At 67.1% G+C, this 23832-nt stretch carries 27 protein-coding genes; 16 read left to right on the top strand and 11 right to left on the bottom strand.

The window, feature by feature from the left end:
- Positions 1–23: 23 nt before the first annotated feature.
- Positions 24–446, bottom strand: a complete 423-nt coding sequence (locus tag E0L93_RS08810; protein ID WP_132691018.1) for a Fur family transcriptional regulator — start codon at positions 444–446, stop codon at positions 24–26.
- 101 nt (positions 447–547) lie between these two features.
- Between E0L93_RS08810 and E0L93_RS08805 the strand changes: the two genes are divergently transcribed.
- The 5 genes from E0L93_RS08805 (at position 548) to E0L93_RS08785 (ending at position 7148) form a co-directional block, all read left to right on the top strand.
- Positions 548–2203 (top strand): S49 family peptidase, encoded by a 1656-nt coding sequence (locus E0L93_RS08805; RefSeq protein WP_132691016.1) that lies wholly within the window; start codon positions 548–550, stop codon positions 2201–2203.
- Between the two features lie 77 nt (positions 2204–2280).
- Complete coding sequence (locus tag E0L93_RS08800) at positions 2281–3462, top strand: MFS transporter (RefSeq protein ID WP_132691014.1); 1182 nt, start codon at positions 2281–2283, stop codon at positions 3460–3462.
- A gap of 61 nt (positions 3463–3523) precedes the next feature.
- Positions 3524–5962 carry an MMPL family transporter gene (locus E0L93_RS08795; RefSeq protein ID WP_132691012.1) on the top strand — a complete coding sequence of 813 codons (2439 nt, stop codon included), beginning with the start codon at positions 3524–3526 and terminating at the stop codon, positions 5960–5962.
- Positions 5963–6021: 59 nt separating this feature from the next.
- Positions 6022–6450, top strand: a complete 429-nt coding sequence (locus E0L93_RS08790) for a Fur family transcriptional regulator (protein WP_132691010.1) — start codon at positions 6022–6024, stop codon at positions 6448–6450.
- A 26-nt stretch (positions 6451–6476) separates the two neighbouring features.
- Positions 6477–7148, top strand: a complete 672-nt coding sequence (locus E0L93_RS08785) for a hypothetical protein (RefSeq protein ID WP_132691008.1) — start codon at positions 6477–6479, stop codon at positions 7146–7148.
- Here the strand turns inward: E0L93_RS08785 and E0L93_RS08780 are convergent.
- From E0L93_RS08780 to E0L93_RS08770, 3 genes are read right to left on the bottom strand one after another with little or no spacing between them, the layout of a single operon-like run.
- A complete protein-coding gene (locus E0L93_RS08780) occupies positions 7138–7896 on the bottom strand; it encodes an MBL fold metallo-hydrolase (RefSeq protein ID WP_165874265.1) in 759 nt (252 codons plus the stop codon). The genes E0L93_RS08785 and E0L93_RS08780 overlap by 11 nt on opposite strands.
- A complete protein-coding gene (locus E0L93_RS08775; RefSeq protein ID WP_132691004.1) occupies positions 7887–8498 on the bottom strand; it encodes a phosphatase PAP2 family protein in 612 nt (203 codons plus the stop codon). The genes E0L93_RS08780 and E0L93_RS08775 overlap by 10 nt, the downstream gene beginning before the upstream one ends.
- Before the next feature lie 56 nt (positions 8499–8554).
- Entirely contained in the window at positions 8555–9439 is an 885-nt protein-coding gene (locus tag E0L93_RS08770; protein ID WP_132691002.1) for a sigma-70 family RNA polymerase sigma factor, read from the bottom strand.
- Positions 9440–9654: 215 nt separating this feature from the next.
- On the opposite strand from E0L93_RS08770, the gene E0L93_RS08765 reads away from it, so the two are divergent.
- Together E0L93_RS08765 and E0L93_RS08760 are read left to right on the top strand one after the other, a co-directional pair.
- On the top strand, positions 9655–10611 hold the full coding sequence (locus E0L93_RS08765; RefSeq protein ID WP_132691000.1) for a diguanylate cyclase domain-containing protein: 957 nt from the start codon (positions 9655–9657) through the stop codon (positions 10609–10611).
- 24 nt (positions 10612–10635) lie between these two features.
- Positions 10636–10965, top strand: a complete 330-nt coding sequence (locus tag E0L93_RS08760; RefSeq protein WP_132690998.1) for an antibiotic biosynthesis monooxygenase family protein — start codon at positions 10636–10638, stop codon at positions 10963–10965.
- On the opposite strand, the gene E0L93_RS08755 is transcribed toward E0L93_RS08760, so the two are convergent.
- Positions 10919–11104, bottom strand: a complete 186-nt coding sequence (locus tag E0L93_RS08755) for a hypothetical protein (protein WP_132690996.1) — start codon at positions 11102–11104, stop codon at positions 10919–10921. The genes E0L93_RS08760 and E0L93_RS08755 overlap by 47 nt on opposite strands.
- 183 nt (positions 11105–11287) lie before the next feature.
- On the opposite strand from E0L93_RS08755, the gene E0L93_RS08750 reads away from it, so the two are divergent.
- Complete coding sequence (locus E0L93_RS08750; protein ID WP_165874264.1) at positions 11288–11983, top strand: Crp/Fnr family transcriptional regulator; 696 nt, start codon at positions 11288–11290, stop codon at positions 11981–11983.
- Here the strand turns inward: E0L93_RS08750 and E0L93_RS08745 are convergent.
- On the bottom strand, positions 11970–13154 hold the full coding sequence (locus E0L93_RS08745) for a cation:proton antiporter (protein ID WP_132690992.1): 1185 nt from the start codon (positions 13152–13154) through the stop codon (positions 11970–11972). The two genes, E0L93_RS08750 and E0L93_RS08745, sit on opposite strands and share 14 nt — an antisense overlap.
- 3 nt (positions 13155–13157) lie before the next feature.
- The gene (locus E0L93_RS15810; RefSeq protein WP_165874263.1) at positions 13158–13646 is read right to left on the bottom strand and encodes a cation:proton antiporter regulatory subunit; all 489 of its coding nucleotides are present in this window, start codon (positions 13644–13646) and stop codon (positions 13158–13160) included.
- A 91-nt stretch (positions 13647–13737) separates the two neighbouring features.
- Between E0L93_RS15810 and uppP the strand changes: the two genes are divergently transcribed.
- The 6 genes from uppP to E0L93_RS08715 all read left to right on the top strand — a co-directional run bounded on the left by uppP (position 13738) and on the right by E0L93_RS08715 (position 19175).
- Positions 13738–14553 (top strand): undecaprenyl-diphosphatase UppP, encoded by an 816-nt coding sequence (uppP, locus tag E0L93_RS15805; RefSeq protein WP_165874262.1) that lies wholly within the window; start codon positions 13738–13740, stop codon positions 14551–14553.
- Positions 14554–14753: 200 nt separating this feature from the next.
- Positions 14754–15854, top strand: coding sequence for a prephenate dehydratase (pheA, locus tag E0L93_RS08735; RefSeq protein ID WP_132690988.1), 1101 nt, complete (start codon positions 14754–14756; stop codon positions 15852–15854).
- Entirely contained in the window at positions 15826–16083 is a 258-nt protein-coding gene (locus E0L93_RS08730) for a winged helix-turn-helix domain-containing protein (protein ID WP_132690986.1), read from the top strand. Before pheA ends, E0L93_RS08730 begins: the two co-directional genes overlap by 29 nt.
- A gap of 61 nt (positions 16084–16144) precedes the next feature.
- On the top strand, positions 16145–16894 hold the full coding sequence (locus E0L93_RS08725; RefSeq protein ID WP_132690984.1) for a hypothetical protein: 750 nt from the start codon (positions 16145–16147) through the stop codon (positions 16892–16894).
- A 231-nt stretch (positions 16895–17125) separates the two neighbouring features.
- Positions 17126–17740, top strand: a complete 615-nt coding sequence (locus tag E0L93_RS16075) for a cold shock domain-containing protein (protein ID WP_207890387.1) — start codon at positions 17126–17128, stop codon at positions 17738–17740.
- A complete protein-coding gene (locus E0L93_RS08715) occupies positions 17709–19175 on the top strand; it encodes a glycosyltransferase family 117 protein (protein WP_165874260.1) in 1467 nt (488 codons plus the stop codon). Before E0L93_RS16075 ends, E0L93_RS08715 begins: the two co-directional genes overlap by 32 nt.
- A gap of 7 nt (positions 19176–19182) precedes the next feature.
- Here E0L93_RS08715 and E0L93_RS08710 read toward each other — a convergent pair whose 3' ends face one another.
- Positions 19183–19836, bottom strand: coding sequence for a histidine phosphatase family protein (locus tag E0L93_RS08710; RefSeq protein ID WP_165874259.1), 654 nt, complete (start codon positions 19834–19836; stop codon positions 19183–19185).
- 88 nt (positions 19837–19924) lie between these two features.
- On the opposite strand from E0L93_RS08710, the gene E0L93_RS08705 reads away from it, so the two are divergent.
- Entirely contained in the window at positions 19925–20734 is an 810-nt protein-coding gene (locus E0L93_RS08705) for a hypothetical protein (protein ID WP_165874258.1), read from the top strand.
- Positions 20735–20778: 44 nt separating this feature from the next.
- On the opposite strand, the gene E0L93_RS08700 is transcribed toward E0L93_RS08705, so the two are convergent.
- Complete coding sequence (locus E0L93_RS08700) at positions 20779–21036, bottom strand: glutaredoxin family protein (protein ID WP_132690976.1); 258 nt, start codon at positions 21034–21036, stop codon at positions 20779–20781.
- Between the two features lie 16 nt (positions 21037–21052).
- The gene (locus tag E0L93_RS08695; protein WP_132690974.1) at positions 21053–21307 is read right to left on the bottom strand and encodes a glutaredoxin family protein; all 255 of its coding nucleotides are present in this window, start codon (positions 21305–21307) and stop codon (positions 21053–21055) included.
- A 294-nt stretch (positions 21308–21601) separates the two neighbouring features.
- Here E0L93_RS08695 and E0L93_RS08690 point away from each other — a divergent pair, with 294 nt between their 5' ends.
- Entirely contained in the window at positions 21602–23350 is a 1749-nt protein-coding gene (locus E0L93_RS08690) for a VanW family protein (protein WP_165874257.1), read from the top strand.
- 8 nt (positions 23351–23358) lie between these two features.
- Here the strand turns inward: E0L93_RS08690 and E0L93_RS08685 are convergent, their stop codons facing one another.
- On the bottom strand, positions 23359–23820 hold the full coding sequence (locus E0L93_RS08685) for a RidA family protein (RefSeq protein ID WP_132690970.1): 462 nt from the start codon (positions 23818–23820) through the stop codon (positions 23359–23361).
- Positions 23821–23832 lie beyond the last annotated feature (12 nt).

The following is a 23832-nucleotide window of genomic DNA, read 5'->3' as shown; positions in this document are numbered from 1 at the left end:
GGTAAAGGCCCGGAGGAGAGGGATCAGGTCCGGCAGGCGGGGCAGATGCCCTCCACGACGAGCGCGGCCTCCGTGATCTCGTACGGTGTGTTCGGCTGCAGGCGGGAGTGCAGATCGCCAAGGTCCACGTCCGGTATCTCATCTACCCGGCCACAGCGCACGCACCGGATGTCGCAGTGAGGCTCGGTGTTCAGATCGTAGCGGGTGGGCGAATCGGACCAGTGCTTGGTGTCTATGACACCGATCTCCTCCAGCACCGAGAGCGCCTGATAGACGGTCCCCAGCGCCACCCGCGGGTTCTTCTTCTTGACGGCCAGGTAGATCTCCTCAGCCGACGGATGGCCGTCAGAGTCCCTGAGCGCGTCCAGAACCGCCCGGCGCTGCGAGGTCAGCGTGTAGCCCGAGCGCCTGAACTTGTCCCTGATGTCCTGCTCTACCCTGCTCACCGCCGTTCAACTAATAACGATTCCTGTTTTGGCATTCTATCATACCGGGAAAGGGCGGTTGATAGTATGTAGAACGGCGCAAAAGAGGAACCGGAATCGAATTGTTGATAGCGATTCTCAAAAACGTCCTGTTGGTGGTGCGCAACCTCTCCCGGCGGCTGCTGAGGAGGCCGCCGGAGTACGTATTGCTGGAGGTCTCCGGGCGGCTTCCGGAGTTCCGTCTGCGGGAGCCGTTCTTCCGGCGGCTGGTGGCGCGGCCGCGTGCGGGGGTGACGCTGGAGGAGCTGCGGGAGCGGCTGGAGAGGATCGCGGCCGACGGGAGGGTTCGCGGGGTGGTACTCCGGGTGCGGGGTCTGCAGGCGGGTTGGGCGGCGCTGGAGGAGCTGCGGGGGGAGATAGTCCGGTTCCGGGAGCGGGGTGGGCGGGTGATCGCCTATCTAGTGGATGCCGGCACCAGGGACTACTATCTGGCGTGTGCGGCGGATGAGATTCTGGCTCCGCCGGCGGCCACCGTGAGCGTGACCGGGGTGCGGACCCGGGTGAACTTCCTGAAGGATGCTCTGGCGCGGTTCGGGGTGGAGGGCGAGGTGCTTGCGGTCTCGCCGTACAAGTCTGCCGGGGAGGTATTCACGCGGACGGATTTCTCGCCCGAGGCTCGGGAGCAGGCCGAACGCCTGCTGGACCGGCGCTACGCGGAGCTGGAGGAGGCCGTGGTCGAGGGGCGCGGCATGAGTCCCGAGGAGGTGCGTCAGAAGATAGACGGCGCGCCCTACCCGGCGCGCCGGGCGCTTCGGGAGGGGTTGCTGGACGGTCTGGCCTACGAGGACGAGTTGCCGCGGAGGCTGGGCGGGGGGGTGTCGATCGGGGAGTGGGAGCGGGCCGGGAAGGCGCTGCGTCTGCCCTACCTGCCGTTGATCCGGGGCCGGGTGGCGGTCGTCGGGGTGACCGGTGTGATCGTCCGGGGGAGGAGCCGGCGGTTGCCGTTCCCGTTGCCGCTGCTCGGAGATGAGCAGGCCGGGAGCGAGTCGGTTATCGGGGCGCTGCGGCGGGCGGAGCAGAGCGGGAGCGTGCGGGGCGTGCTCCTGCATGTGGATTCGCGGGGCGGGGACGCTCTGGCCTCGGATCTCATCTGGCGGGAGGTGGAGCGCATCCGGCGCAGGAAGCCCGTGGTGGTGCTGATGGGAGAGACGGCGGCCTCGGGCGGTTACTACGTCTCAGCGGGGGCCAGCGGCATCGTGGCGCGGCGGAGCACGGTGACCGGGTCCATCGGGGTGCTCATCTTCCGTCCCACCGCGGTTGGGCTCTACGGGAGGCTCGGGGTGAACCCGGTGGCGCTGGAGCGGGGTGCGCGCTCCGGGATCATGGACCCCGCCCGCAGGCCGGGTCCGGACGAGCTGGCGGCGCTGGAGGGGAGCATGTATGCCATCTACTCGGAGTTCAAGGACCGGGTGCGGCGGGGGCGGGAGATAGAGGAGGGGGAGCTGGAGCCGCTCGCCGGGGGGCGGGTCTGGACCGGAGAGGAGGCGCGGGAGAGGGGGCTGGTAGACGAGACCGGCGGCTTCCGGGCGGCCGTGCGCCGGGTCGCGGAGCTGGCGGGGATTCCCCCGGAGGCTGCGGAGCGCAACCTGTTGCACGTCCCGCCGCAGAAGAAGGGGCACCCTGAGCCCGGACCGGTAGAGGGGCTGCTGGAGGCTGCGGGGGAGGTGCTGAGGGAGCCGCGAGTCTGGCTCCTTGCGCCGTACGAGCTCGGGGAGTGAATCCGTAACTTCCTCTGCCGGGGCAGGGGAGTATGATTGCTCCCGGCACATATTTTCAGAGCTGAGAGGTTTTAGACGTGAGATTCTGGAAAGAGGTGGATGCGCGGTCGATGGCCGCGCTCTCCGGGGGACATCTGTTCACGGACGTGAACCAGGGAGCCGTGGCCGCCCTGCTCCCGTTTCTGGTCGTGGAGAGGGGGCTCTCCTACACGGCCGTTGCCGGGCTCATACTGGCCGCCACGGTGAGCTCCTCGATCGTGCAGCCCGTCTTCGGGCACTTCTCGGATCGGCGGTCGCTGCCGGCGCTCATGCCTGGGGGGCTGCTGCTGGCCGGTGCCGGGATAGCCCTCGTGGGGGTAGCTCCGAGCTACCCGCTCATCTTCCTCTGCGTCGTGTTGAGCGGCATCGGGGTGGCCGCCTTCCACCCGGAGGGGTCGCGCTTCGCCAACTACGTCTCCGGATCGCGCCGGGCTACGGGCATGAGCCTCTTCTCCGTGGGCGGCAACGTCGGCTTCGCGCTCGGGCCGGTGATCACGACCCCGCTGGTACTGATCTTCGGGCTGCCGGGGACGCTCTTCCTGATTCTGCCGGCGGCGGTGATGAGCGCGCTTCTGGCGCTCTCGATACCGAGGCTCGCGGGCTTCCGGCCGCGTTCTGGGCGTCCGGCGGGCGGGGAGCGGGACGGCCGGGACCGGCTCCCGGCCTACTGGGGGCCATTCGCGCGTCTTATCGCCCTCATAACCGCCCGCTCGCTGGTGTACTTCGGGCTGGTGACCTTCGTCCCGCTCTACTATGTGCAGGTCTTCGGGGCCTCGGAGGGGCGGGCGAACGCAGCGCTCTCGGTTATGCTCTTCGCCGGGGCGGTGGGGACCATGATCGGAGGGCCGCTCGCCGACCGCTTCGGGCGCAGGACGGTGGTGATCGCCTCGATGCTCGCGCTGCCCCCGCTCATCCTGGGCATGAGCCTCTCCGGCGAGCTCGCCGGGATGGTGCTGCTCGCGCTCATCGGAGCGTGCACCATCGCCACCTTCGGCGTGACGGTGGTGATGGGACAGGAGTATCTGCCGGGCCGGATCGGCATCGCCAGCGGGTTTACCATCGGGTTCTCCATCGGGCTCGGCGGGCTCGGGGCCCCGGTGCTCGGGGCTGTGGCGGATGGGTTCGGTCTCTTCTCCACGATGCTGGTCGTGGCCGCGCTGCCGCTGGTCGGGCTGGCTATCGCGCTCACGCTCCCGAAGAAGGTGCCGGCCGCTGCGTAGGAGGCGCGGTGTAATCTCGCACGCTTCGCGGAGGGCTGCGCGGGGGTAAGATACGCTGCGGATGCGGAACCTCTTCTACAGGCTCGGCAGCTTCGACTACCGCCACCGCCGGCTCGTGATAGCCGTCTGGGCCTGCGCGCTGGTCGTGGCGGCGTTCTTCGCGCCGCAGCTCTCCGGACAGCTCCGGGGTGGGGGCTTCGAAGGGGCGGATTCCGAGGCCGAACGGGTGCAAGAGATGATGGTCGAAGAGTTCGGCATCTCCCCGGCGGCGCTCACCGTGGTCTTCACGAGCGACGAACTTCCGGCCACAAGCGAGGAGTTCCAGCGGGAGGAGGACCGGATACTGGAGGCTCTGCGCGAGATGCCGGAGGTCCGGAGCGTGACCACCTACCGGGATACGCAGGACCCCAACTTCATCTCCGAGGATGGCCGGAAGAGCTACGCGGTGGTCGGCTTCCGGGTCTCGCTGGACGAGACGCAGGGGCTCGTGGACAGGGTACGGGAGAAGGTCGGCGCCGGTGAGCTGGAGACCTACGTGACCGGCCCGCCCGCGGTCTATCTGGACATCGAGGAGGCCACCAACGAGGACATCCGGCAGGCGGAGAAGTACGCCGCACCGTTCGCGCTCCTGATCCTGCTTATCGCCTTCGGATCGGTGGTCGCGGCCGGGGTCCCGATCATGATGGGTCTCGTCAGCGTGGCGACCACGCTGGCCATCCTGTACTTCGTCTCCGGCGTCTACGACATGTCCATCTTCGTCCTGACCATCGCCACGATGCTCGGTCTGGCGTTGGGGATAGACTACGCTCTCTTCTTCGTGAGCCGGTTCCGGGAGGAACTGGAGATCCATCCCGTCTCCGAGGCGGTACCGCGCTCCGTGGCCACGGCGGGAAGAGCCATCTTCTTCTCTGGCCTGACGGTGCTGATCGGGCTCAGCGGGCTGCTCTTCTTCCCGTTCATGTTCATCCGCTCGATCGGGGTCGGGGGCGTTTTCGTCGTCTTCGTCGCGGTTTCGGCCGCCCTCACGCTGCTCCCGGCCGCCCTCGGTGTGATGGGAGACCGGGTGAACCGGCTCTCCGTCATGCGCCAGCGCACGGGCGGCGGCCCCTTCTGGCGCCGGAGCGCACGGCTGGTGATGCGGCGGCCGGTCGTCATTATCCTGACGGTTGTGGCGGTGCTGCTGGCGCTCCTCTGGCCGGTGACGCACATGAGGATCGGGGTGCCGGAGGCGAGCGTCCTGCCGGCCGAGTACGAGTCGCGTATCGGGGATGACATCCTCAAGGAGGATTTCAACTACCCGGCTTTGAACCCGATGCAGATCCTGGTGAACACCTCGGGAGATCCCCTGAGTGCGGAGAATCTGCGGCACCTGCGGACCCTGACGGACGAGATCGCCACCACCCCCGGCGTGGGCGAAGTGGAGAGCGTCTACACCGTGGGGGAGGAGGCCGCTCGCGCTTACGCCGAACGGGTCGGGGAGGCCCGGGCGCGGGCCGGGGCCGCGGCGGCGGAGAGGGTGGACGATCTCACCCGGCAGCAGCTCGCACAGCTCGGGACCGTGCCGCCGGGGGCCGAGGAACGGGTGCGAGCGGAGGTGGAGCTTCGGGTGCAGCGGGAGCTGGAGGCCGAACTGCCGGACCTGCCGGAAGGCGTCTCCGCGGAGGGGGAGATCTCGCCGGAGGGCGTGGCGAACTTCCTGAGGAGCCCGGAGGCACGCCAGTCGGAAGAGCTACAGGCGGCGCTGGATTCTCTGGTGGCCGGAGACCTCACGCTGGTGCGGGCCGTGCAGGAGGAGAACCCCTACACCGAAGAGGCGCGCGCGATCGTAGAGCGGGTGCGCGCAATAGAGCCGCCGGAGGGGATGAGCATCCTCGTCGGAGGGCTCTCGGCCGGGCAGAAGGATTTCATCTCCGAGCTCTACGGCATGGCCCCCTACGCCGTGGCCTTCGTGCTCGGCGTAACCTACGCCGTGCTGGCCGTGACCTTCCGCTCGTTCTTCCTCCCGATCAAGGCCGTCATCGTGAACATGCTCAGCCTCACCGCCAGCTTCGGCGCGATGGTCTGGGTCTTTCAGGACGGTCATCTCTCGGGTCTCCTGGACTTCACGCCCCTGGGGTTCGTAGACGCCACGGTGCCCATACTCATGTTCTGCACGGTCTTCGGCGTCTCGATGGATTACGAGGTCTTCCTGCTCTCCCGCATCCGGGAAGCGTACGAGTACGGCGAGAGCAACACCGAGAGCGTCGCCAAAGGACTCTCGGCCACGGCCGGGATCATCACCTCCGCGGCCGCGATCATCGTCGTGGTGACCGGTGCGTTCGCCTTTACCGGCATCATCCTAACTAAGGCCGTCGGACTGGGGCTGGCAGTCGCCGTCTTCGTGGACGCCACCATCATCCGGGTGCTGCTCGTCCCGGCGACCATGCGTATCCTGGGCGACTGGAACTGGTGGCCCGGCGGCCGCAAGGGCGTCTTCCTGGGAGGACGTCGGAGGCCCTGAAAGCCCGCTATCGAGAGCAATTCTTGATCTTGAGACGAGGCGCGGATACACTTATCCCGATGACGCTAGGCGATTTCGAGCGGATACTCAAGAGCCGGGGCTACCGGATGACCAACCAGCGGCGCATCATCGCGCGCGAGCTGGAGGAGGCCCGGCATCTCTCGGCGGAGGAGATCTACGACCGGGTCAAGGAGGAGCATCCGGAGATGGGGCTCTCCACCGTCTACCGTACGCTGGATCTTCTGCACGAGCTGGGGGTCGTGCGCAAGGAGGACTTCGGCGACGGCTACGCCCGTTACGAGCTGATGACCGAGAAGCCTCATCACCACGCCCGCTGCCGGAGCTGTGGGACCGTGATCGAGTTCAACGAGGAGCTGGTTGAGTATCTGGCGCTGCAGGTGGAGCGGGAGACCGGGTTCGTGACCGACTGGCACGAGCTCATGCTCTACGGGCGGTGCGCCCGCTGTGCGGAACGGGGGGACCTCTAAGAAATAGATGATATATTCTGGGCGGTATGGCCGTTCGGGACAGGTTCGTCGCTCTCGCGGCCACGCCGCGGGTCTGCCCCCGGTGTGGTTCGCGCGCCGTGCGCTATCCCGTCTCGACGCACCGCCGCGAGGTTCGGGAGGCGGTCAAGGTCAAGATAGCCGAGACCGGGGAGATAACGGGGGTGGAGGTGGATGCCGCGGAGGTTCTGGCCGCGAGCCGGGGCATCGGCCGTCTGCGGCACGGGGGGGAGGTATGCGAGAGGTGTCTGGCGGGCATAGTCTTAGGGCTCAACCCTGTCGTACTGGTGCGCTGGGTTTGGTGGCGGGACAACCGGGGCCGGTTGCCGTTCGTGGTACGTGAGGGAGGGTTTATCCCGGAGGATTTCCCGGACCGGATCCTGGAGGGGGTGCCGAACGACCTTCCCTACCGGCGGGCGTTGCGAATGCTGCGCTGGCTGCTTGCTGCCGTTATCTCGGTCACCGGGCTCGTGTTCGGGCTCGGGCTGCTGGGGGTGCTGTTCGGGTTCCTGGGCGGCTGGACGGCGGCGCTGCTGCTCTCTGGGCTGGTCACCGGCGGGCTGTTGGCGAGCCTGAGGATCGCGCGCGGGATATCGCGCCTGCTCGGCGATCTGCGGGAGTGGAGATACTTCCTGGAGCTGGAGGACCGGAAGGTCTACCCGCACCGGGCTACGGGCTGAACTTCGTGCCGTCTTCGGCCGTGAGGATCTCTCCCTCGTAGCCTGCCGCGCGTACCTCCGCGGCGAGGTCGGTCTGCAGGAAGGCCGGAAAGTGTGTGATGACCACGCGGCGGGCTCCGGACTCGGACGCTATTCGTGCGACGCCTTCGGGGGTGAGGTGTCCCGGGACCTCCCCTCCGGCCGGGGCTCCGCACTCTATGAGCAGCGTATCTGCGTTGCGGGCCAGCGCGACGACGGACTCTCCGTAGGCGGTGTCTCCGGTGTACACGAAGGTCTTCCCGGCGGCCTCCAGACGGTACCCGATGCTCTCCGGGCGGTGCTCGGTCTTGGCCCAGAAGATTTGGCAGTCCGGCGTCTCTACCGGCACCCGGCACGCGAGAGGGAGCTGAACGGTCGGCATGGGGTAGTCTCCCACCATCCATTCGCCCCAGACGTTGGTGAGCGCCGCCCAGAACCTGTGGAAGGGCTCCGGTCCGCTGATAACCAGCTTCCTGTCGCGCGGCTCCCGTGCAGCGTACTTGATGGCGAAGAGCAGGGGAACGACGTCGACCGTGTGATCTGGGTGGAAGTGGGTGAAGAAGATCCTGTCCACCGAGAACGGGTCTATGCCCGCCCGCAGCATCCCGCGCACCGCTCCGGAGCCGAGGTCGAAGACCAGCGTCTCGGAAGCGGTCTCGACCACCACGCAAGATTGCCGGCGCTCCAGCTCCGGCAGGACCGTGCCCGAACCCACCACCGTTATCTCCAAGTCTTGCCTCCTCTCCCGGATAACGCCCAGAGCAGCCCGGCGAGTCCCAGCAGGAGCCCGCCCGCGACATCCGTTGCCCAGTGTACGCCGAGATACACGCGGGTGAGCGCCATGCCCGCCAGAAGCAGCGCCACGGCCAGCCTCATCGTCCGGCCTCCGCCGAGCGCGGCGATGAGCCCCAGAACGAGCACGGCCCGCGCCATGTGCCCGCTCGGATACGGGTAGGGGAAGGGGAGGCTGAGGAGGCCCGAGCTCGCCGGGACGCGTGCGGCATCCTCCGGCAGCTGCATGTACGGCAGGAGGAGCTTGCACACGATCCCCACGAGGCTCACGACCGCGAACGCCGCGAGCCCGCGGACCGCGAGCGTCCGGCGGTTCCGCAGCCAGAGAGCGGCCAGGACGCCGGCGAGCAGGGCTCCCGTCACCTCTATGCTCCCGAGCACCGAGAAGAACCAGCCGAGCCAATCCAAAACCCCGGTGCCCGCGCTCTGGACGGCGTGCAGAGCCCAGAGGTCGAAGCGCTCCGGAATCCCGGCGGCGACGGCCACGGAGAGCAGGATGAAGCCCGCCGCGGATGCTCCGGCTGCGCGATCGAGGCTCATGGCCGGTAAGGTTACTAGATCTTCGCGGAGGTGGCCGGACCGTCCCGCGAGGCGCTCTACGCTACCGCATCGCGAAAGGTCCGGCCGTACTCCCCGGCCTTCAGGATGCGCTCCGCCTCCCGCTGGAGCTGACGCACCCGCTCGCGCGAGATGTTCAGCTCCTCACCCAGCTCGGCGAGCGTGGCGGGCTCGCGGTCGTCGAGACCGTAGCGCCGGATCAGTACGTACTTCGCCCGCTCGGGGAGGCGCTTGATGGCGTCCCGGAGCTGGGTGGTCTCCATCTCCCGCATTACGGTGTCCGGCGTGTCGGAGACCTTCTCGTCCTCGATGAAGTCTCCGAGTTCAGAGGCGGACTCATCCGTGCTCACCGGCTGGTCGAGGCTCGTGGCGTCCGGCGTGGCGCTCATCGTGAGCCGCACGTCATCCACGCTCCAGCCCAGCCGCTCGGCGAGCTCCTCTTCGGTCGGCTCCCGCTCCAGCTCCACCGAGAGCTCGTTGTAGGAGCGGCCCATCTTGCGGATCTTCTCCGTCATGTGCACCGGGACCCTTATGGTGCGGCCCTTGTCGGCCACGGCCCGCTGCACCGCCTGCCTTATCCACCAGGTGGCATACGTGGAGAAGCGGAATCCCCTCTCCGGATCGAACTTCTCAACCGCCTTCATCAGGCCGATGTTGCCCTCCTGGATGAGATCCTCGAACGGCAACCCGTAGCCACGGTACTTCTTGGCCACCGAGACGACCAGCCGCAGATTCTTCTCGATAAGCCTCTTGCGGGCCTGCTCGTCGCCTCGCTTGGCCCGGTTGGAGAGCTCTATCTCCTCCCGGTGCGTCAGGAGCTCCCCCTGACCGATGTGCGCCAGATAGCTGGCCAGAAGCTCCGGCGCCTCGTTCTCCCGATCTACCCTGCCCTGCTCAATCGCTCGGTCTATATCCCTCTTCATCTACAGGTCCCTTCCGAATCTGAACCCGGATATGCGGTTCTGAAATCAGTTTTAAGAACTACTACTAATTTTACCCTTCCGGCCCTCATTTCAAAACAGCCTGCTCTCTGGCGATTGCCTCTCACTCTTCTATACGCAGCCGGCGGCCGGAAAGTTGCCCGGCGGGCGGATTTTTCGGGAACTCGGGTGCGGAGAATAACCGTTATACTGGGGGCATGGCTTTAAACTCCGAGGCTGCAGAGATCATCACGCGGAGGCGGGAGGAGATCCTGGATCTCTGGGAGGCCAAGCTGCGGGAGACGGTTTCGGCCACGGGCTGGGCGGGGCCGCCCGAGGGGAGGCTGCGGGGGTACTTCGGGGAGCTTCTGGACGTCTTCGTGGAGTTTCTGCGCAGTCCTGAGACGGTGGAGACCTTCAGCCGGGAAGGGCGCACGCGGGCGCTGGTGGAGCGGGTCGCCCGGCATCAGGGGGAGCTCGGCCGGGACGCGGTGCAGGTCGTCAGCGACTACATGCTGTTGCGCCGGGCCGTCTGGGAGGTGGTCGGGCGGGAACTGGAGCTCGGTGGCCGGAGCGGGGAGGAGGTGGCGCGGTTCTTCGGCAAGACCATGGCGGCCATGGACTGGGCCATAGGGGCGGGGGCTGAGGCCTTCAACGCCATTCAGCTGGCGGCGTTCGAGGACGAGCTGGGGCAGGCCCGGGCCACCGATCTCATCACTGGGTTGCCGGATCGGGACAGCCTCAACCGCAAGCTGCTACCGCGGGCGATGCGGGAGCACCGGCGGCTCTCGCTGGCCGTCTTCGATCTGGACCGCTTCTCGGAGACCGTGGCGCTCGCCGGGGTGGGTCAGGCCCGGGCGGCTCTGGTACTCTTGGCGGAGACGGTGCGCAAAAGCGCGCCGGAAGGGGCTCTTTGTGCGCGCTTCGGGGACGATGAGATCTGTGTCATCCTGCCCGGCATGGACAGCGAGCAAGCCTACGGGGTGGCGGAGGAGGTGCTCGAGAACATCGCGTCGCTGCCCGAGCGGGAGAAGCCCTGGGAGTTAAACGTGCACGCGGGGATAGCCGAGTATCCGGTGCACGGCCGGGACGTCAACCAGCTGCTCTACGAGGTGACGCGGGCGATGCGGCTGGCCAAGCGTGTGGGCGGCAGTGGCATCATGATCGCCCGCTAGGCGGCGCTCTATAAGGGAGGGAAGATGATAGCGGTCATGAACCGGCTTCCGGTCCGGGAGGGGGCTGCGGGAGAGCTGGTGGACATGTTCGCCACCAGCCGGGGGGCGGTACAGGACTTTCCCGGCTTCGTCTCGATGGAGGTCATGCGCTCTGAGGATGAGCGCGAGGTGGTGGTCATAACCTGGTGGGAGAGCAGAGAGGCGTTCGAGAAGTGGGTTGAGAGCGAATCCTTCCGGCGGGCTCACGGCCGGAGCGGTGCACACCTTCTCACCGGCCACCCGCAGATGACCACCTATGCGGTAGAGGTCAGGCGTGAGCCGGGAGAGAAGGGGGGTGGCCGGCAGCGCCGCTGACCGCCACTTCGTAGGAGACCACCGCGCCGTGCTCGCCGCCCGGCGGTTCGTACTCGCCCCGGCCGAGTATGGCGAACGTCAGGGCGAAGAGCAGGAACATCACTCCGACCAGTATCACGTAGGCTATACGCTCTCTCATTGAGGACCGCCCTTCCGGTCTACTACTCCCGGTACATTCTACCGCAGGCCACTACTCTACAGGTGTTCGCTCTCCCGGACAATGTGCCGGGCCGGATAGGACACGAGGATGGGGTACAATAATCTCGGGCGGGGCCGTTCGCCCTCTGCTGTGTATCCGAGAGAGAAACCGAGCCCCGAGGAGATGAAGACTTCGTTCCCGCCGGCCGAACATATAAAGCTTCAGGAGCAGGAGTGCCGGGAGCTTCTGCGGATCCTGCGCGGCATGGGCATCGTCACGGCCGACCGCGCGTATGCTCCCGGTGACGTGATCTACCGCGAGGGGGAATACGGCGACGCCCTCTACATCGTAGAATCCGGCATCGTGAAGCTCTTCAAGACCTACTCCGGCAGCAAGGAAGCGACGTTGCGGATGCTGCGGGAGTGGGACATCTTCGGGCATCTGGCCTTCACCGGGGAGGCCGTTCAGCGGGCCTACGCCGAGGCCGTGACGGCCTGCAAGGTGATCAAGGTCCCGAAGGTATTCGTGGAGAGGGCCATCCGGCGCGAGCCGGAGGTGGCGCTGAAGCTGCTCACCCTCTCCGAGCTGCGGCTCGTGCAGTACGAGGAGCTGGTCAGGTGCCTGCTGCCGCGGGAGACCGAGGTTCGCCTGGCGAGCTTGCTGCCGCTACTGGCCGAGAAGTTCGGCGCGGTTGAGGATGGGGAGGTGATGATAGACCTCCGGCTCACCCACCAGGACATCGCGGCTATGGTGGCCTCTACCCGGGAGTCGGTGACCAAGGTGCTCAACGAGCTACGGAACCGCGGCATCGTGGACATGGAGGGCGGGCGGCTGAGGCTGCGGGACCGGGCGGAGCTGGAGCGAATCAGCCGCTCGTAGTATTCCCCTTCGGCCGCCGCAGGCTCTCCACCCAGGCTGCGATGCGGAGCGATTCCCGCGCCAGCAGCGAGCCCGCCACGGCCAGGATCAGGATGTAGACGGCCGTGAAAGACCCTATGAGCGGGCTGAGCCCCGCGCTCACCGCCAGGGCTGCCAGAACGATGCTGAACTCGCCACGCGGGATGAGCGTGAGGCCGGCGGTCAGCGAGGCCGGGAAGGAGAGGCCGGCTATTCTGCCCGCCAGCAGGCCGGTGGCCGTCTTGCCCAGGATGGAGATTATGGCCGCAACCGCGGCGGCGGCGAGTACCGCCTGGATGTTCTCCAGCCGGATGGTGAGGCCGAAGTGGAGGAAGAAGACGCCGGCGAAGATATCGTGGACGGGTCTCAGGCGCTGCTCAATGCGCTCCACGTGGCCGGTCTCGGCCAGGATCAGGCCCAGGAGCAGCGCTCCGATCGCGCTTGAGATGTGAACCATCTCCGCCAGCCCGGCCACCAGAACGAGCGCGGCGAAGATCGCCACGACGAACAGCTCGTCGGAGACGATGCGCTCCAGCAGGCGCTGCGCGCCGCGGGAGATGAAGCGGGCCGTCCCGATCGTGGCGGCCACGATTCCCAGCGCCAGAGCCGGCTGCAAGAAAGAGGCGGCTTCCTCGGTGCCGCCGGAGACGGATGAGAGCACGGCCAGATATCCGGCTATGACCAGATCCTCGAAGACCAGGATGGAGAGTATCAGCCCGGTCTCCACACGGGCGGCGCGCTGCAGCTCGAAGATCAGACGCGCTATGAGCCCCGAGGAGGAGATGTACACGATCCCGGCCACGAACAGCGCTCCCAGAGGACTCAGGTCCAGCAGCAGGAGCCCGACCGCCAGTCCCAGGGAGAAGTTGATGGCGAAGTCCAGCAGGCCGTTTAAAACCTTTCGGCGGGCACCGGAGAGCAGGTCCCCGACCGAGAACTCCAGTCCCAGGAAGAAGAGGATCAGCACGATCCCGAAGCCGGCGAAGACCTGCATCAACCGCAGCTCGTCTACGGCGCTCATGACCGCTGGGCCGAGCAGGATGCCGGCCACGATGAGGAGGGGGATGGAGGGGAACCGCAGCTGGGCGGCCACCAGCGAGGCGAGCGCTATCCCGGCGAACGCGATCCCGACCTCTAAGAAAGTCTCCGGCACCGGCTAACTCTCGGAGGCGAAGCGCCGGAACCGCGCGAAGCCCTCCTCGTCCCCGATCACGACCAGCGTGTCGCCCGCGCGCAGAGTTTCATCCGGCCTCGGGTTGATGATCGGCCTGCCGGCGCGCACGATGGCGACGATGGTGACACCGGTGCGCTGCCGGATCTGGAGCTCTCCGATGGTTTTTCCGGCGAGCCGGGATTCGGGCCGGAGTTCGATCCACTCGATCAGGAGCCCTTCCACGGCCAGCTCGACGTCCTGGATCACGCGGGGCTTGAAGTATGCGCCGCTGAGGATCGCGCCCACCTTGCGGGCCTCGGCGTCCGTGAGGGTCGTTACCGCTTTGGGTCCCTCCCGGTTCTCCGGGTCGAAGTGGTGTATCTCGCGCGTGCCGGAGTTGTGGACCACGATGCTCAGCGACTCTCCGGAGCTGCACTCCAGATCGTACTTCTTGCCGATCCCCGGGAGCTTGGATTCGGTTATCTCGCGCATGGAAGCTTCCTCCGTCCGTCCGGTTGAGATATGTTGTGAATTGTACGCCCCCCGGAGAGAGCGGGGGCCGGAGAGGAGAGCTCGAGAGACCTTGATTGAGCTGATTCAGGCGGTGTTGCTGGGCGTGGTGCAGGGGCTTACGGAGTTTCTGCCCATCTCCAGCTCCGGGCACCTGCTGCTCGGACAGTACTTCCTGGGCATGGACCAGGAGAAGTTCGGCCTCTCGTTCGACGTGGCACTGCACCTGGGGACGCTCGTGGCCGTCGTCTCTTTCTTCCGGCGCGAGCTGCTGCGCCTGGCGCTCGGGTTTCTGCGCTCGCTGCGCGCGCCCAGCTTCTCCGACCCGGACCAGCGGCTGGCGTACCTGATCCTCGCGGCCACCTTCCCGGCCGCCGTTATCGGCTTCCTCTTCGAGGACTTCTTCTCGAGCTCCGCGCGCTCGCCGTGGGTGGTGGTGGCCATGCTGGTGGTCGTCGGAATCCTGCTCATCGTGGGGGAGAAGGTGGGGAGGATGGACCGGCAGGCCTCCAAGATGAGCTTCCTCGGAGCGGTAGGGGTCGGGTGCGCGCAGGCAGCGGCGCTTATACCCGGCGTCTCGCGCTCGGGGGCCACGATAACCCTTGGGCTCTTCCTCGGCCTCACGCGCCGGGAGGCGGCCCGGTTCTCGTTTCTGATGAGCGTCCCGATCATCACCGGGGCCGGTTCGCTGGAGATGGCCGGGGTGCTGCGGGAGGGTATGGACGTACCGACCTTCGGCGTCGGGTTCCTCACCTCGGCCGTGGTGGGTTACTTCACGATCAAGTACTTCCTCGTCTACCTCGCCCGGCACAGCCTGCGGGCCTTCGCCTATTACCGATTCGGGCTCGCGGCGGTGGTCGCCGCGGTGCTGCTCCTTACGGGCTTTTGACACGCCGCCGCCGGGACTGGTAGAGTGAAGCCCCAGATGAGCGCTGCGGAGTCACAGAGCAGGTACCGTTCCACTTCCCGTCTAACCCCGGGCGTGCGATTTACCTAGGAGGGGCGGGCCACCCTCCACCACGCTCTCTGGCACGCTCCTCCAGAACCCCGACCCCTTCGGCCGTTTCACGCAGAAGACGGGAGGCAGCCTTGCTGACGAAAGAGAACACGCCCGACGAAGTCGAACATTTGCGCCGCGGCATAGACGAGGTGGACGCGGAGATCGTGCGCCTGCTGGACCGCCGGGCCCGCCTCGCCCGCAAGATAGGGGAGATCAAACGCGAGCGGGGGCTTGAGGCCTACGCCCCGGCGCGCGAACGGGCCGTCTTCGACCGGGTCGCCGGGCTGAGCGAGGGAGACTTCCCGCGCAGGGGTCTGGAGGCCGTCTTCCGCGAGATCATCTCCGCCTCCATCTCTCTGGAGGCGAGGTTGAAGATCGCCTACCTGGGGCCGGAGACCACCTTCACACACGAGGCCGCGCTGAGGGCCTTCGGCTCCAGCGTGGATCTGGAACCGCTGCCGAGCGTGCGGGAGGTCTTCACCAAGGTGGAGCGCGGGGAGGCGCAGCACGGGGTCGTCCCGGTCGAAAACTCGATGGAGGGGGCCGTCACCCACACGCTGGACGAGCTGATGGCGAGCACGCTCAAGATCTGCGGTGAGATCTACCTCCCCATATCCCAAAACCTAATCTCCCGCGAGCTCTCGCTGGAGAGGATACACACCGTCTGCTCGCACCCGATGGCGCTGGCTCAGGTGGCGGGCTGGCTGCGGCGGCACCTGCCGAACGCGAAGGTGGAGGAGGCCGAGTCCACCGCGGAGGCCGCCCGCCGGGCGTCCGCGGAGCCGGGGGTTGCGGCGGTGGGCAGCAACCTCGCAGCCGAAACCTACGGGCTGGTCACGCTGGCCGGGCACATCCAGGAGTCCCGGGCCAACACCACACGCTTCATCGTGCTGGGACGCCAGTGGTCGGAGCCCACAGGCCGGGACAAGACGAGCGTGGTCTTCTCCGTCAAGGACCGTCCCGGTGTGCTGCGGGATGCCCTCTCAGCCTTCGCGGAGGAGGGGATAAACCTCACCCGGATCGAGAGCCGTCCGAGCCGCCGCCGGGCCTGGACCTACGTCTTCTTCGCCGATCTGCAGGGGCATCCGAGCGAGGAGCGCGTGCAGCGGGCGCTGGAGAGCCTGGAGGAGTACTGCCCGTATGTGACCGTGCTCGGAGCATATCCGGAATCGGCGCCGGAGGCGATCTAGCCTGGACTTCAAAGCCGCGGCCCGGGTCGTGCTGGAGGAGGTGGGCCATCCCCTCCACTACACGGATATAGTCGAGCTGGCCATGAAGAGCGGGTACCTCAGAAGCGAGGGAGAAACACCGCACAATACCATGCGCGCCCGCCTCTCCGTGGATGTCCGCGACAACCCCGCCTCGCCGTTCGAGAGAGTGGCTCCCGGCGTCTTCGGGCTCAAGAGCTGGAAGAGATGATGTATATTGTTACGGAGCTGTTGCATGCTGAGACCGGATATGACGAACCTCGGGGGCTGGAATGGTTGATCTGAAGGCGACGGACAGGGACTTTGAGATCGCGGCCTGGAAGATAGAGAACCTGCCCGACTACGACCGGCGGCTGGAGCGGGCCGCTCGGCGCGTGGACGCGATGAACCAGGAGCACGAGCACGCCGCCCTGATCATCTACGAAGCGGCCCTAATGAAGAGCGGCCGCCCGGTGGAAGAGGTGCGGGAGATGGTCCGGCGCTTCCGGGAGATGTGGGAGGACGAGGACGAGCCGCTCTCCATCCCGCGGGTGAGCGCGATACTGAGCGTCGAGGGCGACGAGTGGTTCTTCGACGATCCCGAGATCCGGACGCTCACCGGCAGGCTGCTGGGGCAGTTCCAGCACCGGGTCGCCCAGTACAACTACATAGACGAGCGCGAAGTCTTGCGGCGCTGGGCCGACGGTTACGATACCCGGCTCTTCATCCGGCGCGGGATCTACGACACCGAACCCGTGGTGGGCGTCATCGCCGGGTTCGACCTGCGCCTGATGCAGTACCTGCGGCTGATCGCGGGCGGGAACACCGTCGTGCCGACCCCCGAGCTCGCCCGGGCGCTGGAAGCCCTGGGCCTGGACGGCTCCGGCGGTGAGGAGGCCCTGCTCGCCGCCGCCGAGAGGCTGGCGCTCGGGATGGACCTGCCCGCCCCCGTTGTGGCCGAGCTGCTGGAGGAGATCGCGCGCGAAGGCCGGACCGATTTCCCAGAGCCACCCGAAGCAGGGAAGACAGCAGAGCGGTCCTGAAAGAAGGGGGTGACCCGGCCGGAGGAGAGTGGAGACCTCCGGAGCCATATCATATAATCACGAGCCAGACAAGATGGTAGGATAAGCTAGGTGCTTGTTTACAGAGGAGTAGGGACGCAAGGTACTCTACGCGTTTAAATTGTCGGCATCCTGATCGGGCGGCCCGCATGAACGGGCCTTGCGGGCCGCAGGTAGAGTTCCGGATACATCGCGGAGAAGGAGTTTAAGACCGTGGCACAGGCGAAGCGGCGCATAGCGCTCAAACCTCACATAGACAAGATCCGGCAGTGGGTGGACGAGGGCCGGAGCGACGAGTGGATCGCCGACGCTCTGGGGACGAGCGCCTCTTCCGTGCAGTCCTTCCGCTCCCGCAACAACATCTACCGGCGGGAACCGGCCGCCCGCGAGGCCACCAGCGTCTTTGAGGGTGTGCTCGATCACGGGGAGCAGGAGGGGTGGGGTATGTGGTTCGACCCCTCGGTGGCCGACGATCCCATCTGGAAGGAGCACTGGGCGACGGTCAGCTCGGTGGTGGTGAAGGTCGCCCGGGACTCCATCGTGCTGGAGCCGGCCGGAGAGGAGGGCGAGACCAACGGCGGGGCCGAGGCCGGCGAGGAGGGGAAGCTTCCGGGCATCCCGCTGAGGGAGCGGGGGCGGGTCAAGTGGTTCGACCGGGAGAAGGGCTACGGCTTTCTGGTGCGCTCCAGCGGGGAGGATCTCTTCGTGCATCAGTCCGAGGTCGAGGGGGATACCGCAGAGCTTCAGGCCAACCGGATAGTCGAGTACGAGATCTCCAGGAATGACCGGGGGCTCTTTGCGCGCAAAGTCCGGCTCTTCGAGGGCTGACACCGCCCCGGCCCTCGGGGCGGGGCTGGTGGCCTTCCTGGCCTACCTGAACACCCTCGCCCCGACCGTCATGTCGCATGATGCGGGGCGGTTCCAGATCGCCGCGCCGCTTTTGGGTACGGGGCATCCGACCGGGTACCCGACGTTCATCCTCACCGGCAAGCTCTTCACCCTCATCCCGGTCGGGGACGTGGCATACCGCGTAAACCTGATGGCGGCCGTCTTCGGCGGGGTGGCGGTGGCCCTCTTCTATCTCGTGGCGCGCGAGCTCGGGAGCAAGGCCTGGCCCGCCGCCGGGGCCGCCCTGGTGCTGGGCTTCTCGGCCACCTACTGGAGCGAGGCCACCTTCGCCGAGGTGTACACCATGAACGCCGCCTTCCTGCTGGGGGTTACGTATCTGCTGCTGCTCTGGCGGCGCAGGCGGAGATCCGGCTTCCTGTTCGCCGCGGCGCTCCTGTACGGCCTCTCGCTCGGGAACAACGCCAGCATGGCCCTGCTGGCCCCGCTGATGCTCGTGCTCGCGCTCTGCGGCCGGATGGAGGAGATGAGCCGGCGGCGCTTTCTGGGGGCCGGGGCTCTGAGCCTGCTGGGCTTCTCGGTCTATCTGTACATCCCCATCCGGGGGTTCGCCGGGGCCTGGCACAACTACGGAGATCCGGTCCGGAACTGGGAGGAGGTGTGGCGGCTCATCACCGGGGCCCGTTTCCACGACCAGATGGGACGCCCGCCGCTGGAGACGCTCGCAAGCTTCGGCGGCTACCTACAGGAGCTCTCCCTGCAGGCCGCCTCCCGCCCGCTGGGTCTCCTGCTCGCCGCTCTGCTGCTGGCGGGCGGGGTGCTCGGTATGCGGTCGGTGCTGCTGCGCGACCGGGTGGTAGGAGGTTATCTGGTCCTAGCCTACACCCTCCAGCTCCTCTACGCGCTCAACTACCGCATAGACGACATCGCCGTCTACTACATCCCGACCTATGCCATACTCGCTCTCGGGCTGGCGGTGGCGGTGAGCCGGCTGGCCGAACGCGTGCCCCCGGGGATGCCCCACGCCGCGGTCGTGCTGGCCCCGCTGCTCTTCGCCGGGCTCCTGTTCGCCGCCAACTACGAGGAGGTCGACCAGAGCGACGAGTACACCTACCGGCGGAAGGCCGAGGCATTGCTGGCGGAGCTGCCGCCGGATGCCGTCGTCTACGGCAAGCTGCCCGTCATACCGGCGGCCTATCTGAAGAACGTGGAGGGCGAGAGGCCCGACGTAACGCTCAGGTGGCTGGACCTGGACACCCAGCGGCGCTACATGCCGCGCGACGTCGAGAGCGGCCGGCCGGTCTACATCGTCGCCAGCCCGCGCTACACGCAGGCATATATCCGGGCCGCCGAGGCCTACGCCAAGCCCCGCTACGGAGAGGATCTCATCCGCATGGTTCCCCGGGGGGACGGGTGAGCCCCGCTCAATCGGTCGGCTGCGTGGTCACCCGCTCCAGGTGGCCGGTGGAGGCCAGCTCCAGCAGCTTCGGCCCCGAGGCGTTGTAGAGGATACGGGTGATGGAGGTGTTGGGCACCCGGGGCTCGCCGTTCTCGAAGATCTCCCGCCCGAACGTATCGGAGAGGAAGGCCTTAAGCAGCCCGCCGTGGGTAGTGACGACGACCACCTCTCCGGCGTCGTGGCGGCGCAGGATCTCCTCTATCGCGCCGCGGGCGCGGCGCAGGACCGAGGGGGTGTCCTCCGCGCCCACCAGAGCCCAGCGCTCGCTGTCCGGGGCCGAGAGGAAGCGCTCGGCCAGCTCCGGGTTCGCGGCGGCGTAGTCCGGCCAGTGATGCCCCTGGAGGATGCCGCCGTGGCGCTCTATTAGGCCGGGGAGCTTCACTATCTCTCCCGCGTACCCGGTCTCGCGGGCGATGATCTCGGCCGTCTCCACGGCGCGCCCCAGCGGACTGGAGTAGATGGCCGCAACCGGGAACGAGCGCAGCGCCCTGCCGGCGCTCGCCGCCTGCCGCCGGCCGAGCCCGGAGAGCGGCGACTCCATGTGACCTTGCCAGATCTCGGCCACGTTCGCCTCGGACTCGCCGTGGCGCACCAGCACTATCTCCGTTCCATCAGGCATGCGATACAGGTTAGCAGAGGATACGATTCCGGCAAATGCCCCGGAGTGATAGAATTCTCGCAGCGGTCGAGAAGAGGAGGGAGGCTGAGTGTTCCGGGAAGAGTCCGAGGGAGAGACCTTGCAGGACGCAGATGCCGCCGGGATTGCGGAGGGGATTCGCATAGAACCCGGTGCACCGCGCCCGGCCACCATACTCCGCGTCGCCGGTGAGCTGGAGGAGCGCGGAGAGGAGATCGTCGAGCTCTTCAAGGACGTGGACTCCCCGCACGGCAGCTTCGTCTTCCCGATTCACATGCGCCGGGAGGACGGCGACGTCATGATCGAGGTCGTGACCGGAGAGTGGGACGAGGAGACCCGTGAACAGACCATCCGGGCGGCGTCCATCCTCCGGGAGTCGGACTTCTCGGAGGCCGAGATGCAGGTGCTGAGCGCGCACCCCGTGCCCCGGGACGTGAGCTTCTTCACCCGCCGGACTCCGGCCGCCGTCTTCCAGCTCGGGCTCCTGGGCCGCCATAATCCGGACGACCCGCGCTCCAGCGCCGAGGCCTTCAGGGAGACCGCCGGGCGCTACTGGGGTATAGAGCTAGACTATACTCCGGAGAGCCTGCCGCTGGTGGAGGAGCTCCTCCTCTCGGCGCTGGAGGAAGAGCCGGACCTCCAGACGATCGAGGCTCTCCCCCTCTGTCTCGGCTGCTACGTGGGAGAGACGATCCGCACTCGTGCCGAACCCCCGGGTGAGTGGAGCTCGGACCCCGAATGGGGGGACCGCCACGTGGTGGCGTTTGAGCGGTTCACGGCCGACCCCATAGGCCAGGCCCGGCAGTTCCTCGACTCCGGGCCGGAGGATTCGATCGCCTTCTACGGCCGGTACGTGCTGGAAGAGCTGGAGGGAGAGTAGAGAGAGAATGGGCGAGAGGCCCCTGCAGGGGCCTCTCGCGTACTTCAAGCGGCGTAGCGGGCGCGCAGCTCGCGGATTATGTTGCCGGAGTCCACGAGCACCTCATCCCCGATGGTGAGGATCGGGATGGCCCGCTGGCCGGAGAGCCGGATCACGGTCTCGCGGCCGTCTTCGTCGGCGTTGACCTCTTCATAGTCCAGCTCTAGGCGCTCGAGCTCGCGTTTGACCCTGATGCAGTAGGGGCAGTAGTTGCCGGAGTAGAGCGTTATCTTCTCCGAGCCGTTGCGAACCGGTTGCGTCATCCGCCTCCTTTCGCTCTTAACCGGCCTTACTCTCCAACGCGCGGTCTATCTCCGCGGGATCGTAGCCCACTACGTACTCCTCGTCCACGCGCAGCACCGGTACCTGGTTCTGGTGCGTTTTGCGCTGCAGCTCCGCCAGGGCCTGCGGGTCGCTGCGCACGTCCCGCTCCTCGAACTCCACGCCCCGCTCGCGCAGGTACTGCGCTACCCGGGCGCATACGGCACACTCCCTCACCAGAAAGAGCACCACTCTCTTGACTACCCTTTCCATTCTTCCTCCAGCTACTTTCCGGCTTGCGCCGGACCTTACCCTATCACGTAAGATGTCCGGCGTCCGGCCTCTCCCTTGCCCGACTCTTTTGTACCAGATGACCGGCTGCTTTGTAAGACGCAACACATATATACCGCAAGGAGGGGACTCTCAAACGCCCCGGAGCGGGAAGTTGGAATCGGGCTGCGGGATTGCTATATTGTCGGACGGGAGAGATTCTCTTTTCTGCAATGCAGGAGGCGGGACGACGCGCTGGGGGGTATGGCGACCCCTCCAAGGAGTGAATTTTCCGAGATGGGCAGAAGGAGCAGCACACCGCGATACACGAGGCGGCGCGACCGGAGGGCGTCGCTTGAGGGTTGGGGCCGGGAGGGACGCGAGGGCCGGCGGTCGGGTTTCGGCGCGGTCGGGCTTCTGATCTTCGCCTGCGCCCTGATCGCCGTCGCCGTCGCGGCGGACTACAGGCTCAATCAGGACAGGATCTACCGCGGCATCTACGTCGGCAGCATAGACGTGGGTGGGCTGAGCCCCTCTGAGGCTGAGCGGCTGGTGCGGGAGCGGAGCGCCAGCCGGCTGGATGAGATTACGTTCCGCGGCCCCGGGGATGATGTGACCCTCACGGCCGAACGGCTCGGGATTCAGGTGGACGTGGGACGCACCGTGAGCGAGGCCTATTCGGTCGGAAGGAGCGGCTCCATCCTGGAGCGGCTCGGCGACCGCTTCGAAGCCGCCACGGGCGGTGTGAGGGTGGATCTCGCCGTCACCTACGACGAAGCAGCGGCGGAGGCAGCGGTGCAGGAGCTGGCCGGGAGGCTCGACCGCCCGCCGCGCGACGCCGCCGTCTCCCTCGACGGGGGCACGGTAGAGGTACGGCGCGCCGAGTCGGGGTACCGGATGGACCGGGAGGCCACGCTGGCCAACGTACGGCAGGCCGTCGATGAGATCTCCGGCGAGGTTGAGATCGTGGGCGAGGTGCTCCGGCCCGCCGTTCCCACATCGGCGGCCCGGGAGGCCGAGGCGGAGCTCTCGCTGGCGCTGCAGCGGCCGCTGGTGCTCCGCGCCAGCGAGCAAGATGAGGAGTGGACCTTCGCTCCCGCCCAGGTGGCTCAGGCGATCCAGATCCAGCCCCGGGGCTCCGAGATAGAGGTCTCCCTCAGTCAGGAAGCTTTCAGGAGCCTTGCTGCAGATATGTACGCGACGCTCAACGTTCCGGCGCGGGACGCGGAGTTCGAGGTCGTGGGGAACTCGGTGGAGGTGATCCCGAGTCAGACCGGTCTGAGGCTGCAGGAGGAGCGCTTCTTCACCGCGCTGAGCGAGGGGCTCTTTCAGGGGCAGCACCGCTACGAGCTGCCGGTCGTCGTCGCCGAACCCGAGCTCACCACGGCCCGGGCCGAGCGGCTGAAGCCGACCACGCTCATCGGCCAGTACAGGACCAACTACCTGAGCTACGACGACGACCCGGGCCGGGTTAAGAACCTGCAGATCGCCTCTAACGCCATCAACGACACGCTGCTGGCCCCGGGTGAGGTCTTCTCGTTCAACGCCTTGGCGGCGCCGTTGAGCTACGAGGAGGCGAAGGTGATCGTCGACGGACGCGTCGAGACGGCCGACGGCGGCGGGCTCTGCCAGGTCTCGTCCACGCTGTACATGGCGGCCAACTACGCCGGTCTGGACGTTATCGAGCGCCACCCCCACTATGCCGAGCTGCCCTACATCCGGCCCGGCTTCGATGCCACCGTGTGGTTCGGGGCGCTGGACATGAAGTTCCAGAACACCACCGACGGCTACATACTCATCAAGCAGCAGGTCGACGAGAGCACGGGGGACGTCATCTCCAGGATCTACGGCCGGCCTACCGGGCTTGAGGTGGAGATGCGCTCCGAGAAGGTCTTCGACGGCACCGACGCCGAGGGCAATCCCATGACCCGGTGGGTGACCTACCAGCGGATCGAGCGCGGCGGAGAGGTCGTCTTCGACGGCGTGCTGCATGAGGACACCTACAGGTATCTCAAGCCCGCCGAGACTAACCGGCCGGCCACCTGAAGGAGGTCTTAACCGATCTCGGCTATCACCTCTACCTCGACCGGCGCGCCGAGCGGCAGCTCGAAGACCCCCACGGCGGATCGGGCGTGCGCTCCCCGCTCGCCGAAGATCTCTCCCAGCAGTTCGGAGGCCCCGTTGGCCACCCGGGCCTGATCGTTGAAGCCCTCTGCGGAGGCCACGAAGACCGTCAGCTTCACTATGCGCGCCACACGGTCCAGCGAACCGAGCTCGGCCCGGATCGCGGCCAGAGCGTTCAGGACGCAGGTTCGCGCCGCGGCCCGGGCCTCTTCGAGAGAGACCTCTGCACCCACCTTGCCGGAGGATGCCAGCTCGCCGTCCTCGAAGGGCACCTGTCCGGAGGTATAGACGTGGTTACCGGTGCGGACCGCGGGTATGTAGGCTCCGGCAGGCTCCGGGACAGCCGGGAGCCGGTGCCCGAGCGTCTCCAGCTTCGCCTCTATCTCTCCCACCCTGTACCTCCC

This window comes from Rubrobacter taiwanensis, from assembly GCF_004337705.1.
Classification (GTDB): Bacteria; Actinomycetota; Rubrobacteria; order Rubrobacterales; family Rubrobacteraceae; genus Rubrobacter_C; species Rubrobacter_C taiwanensis.
The sequence above is the reverse complement of the archived record's forward strand: the minus strand, read 5'-3'. Positions and strand labels throughout refer to the sequence as shown.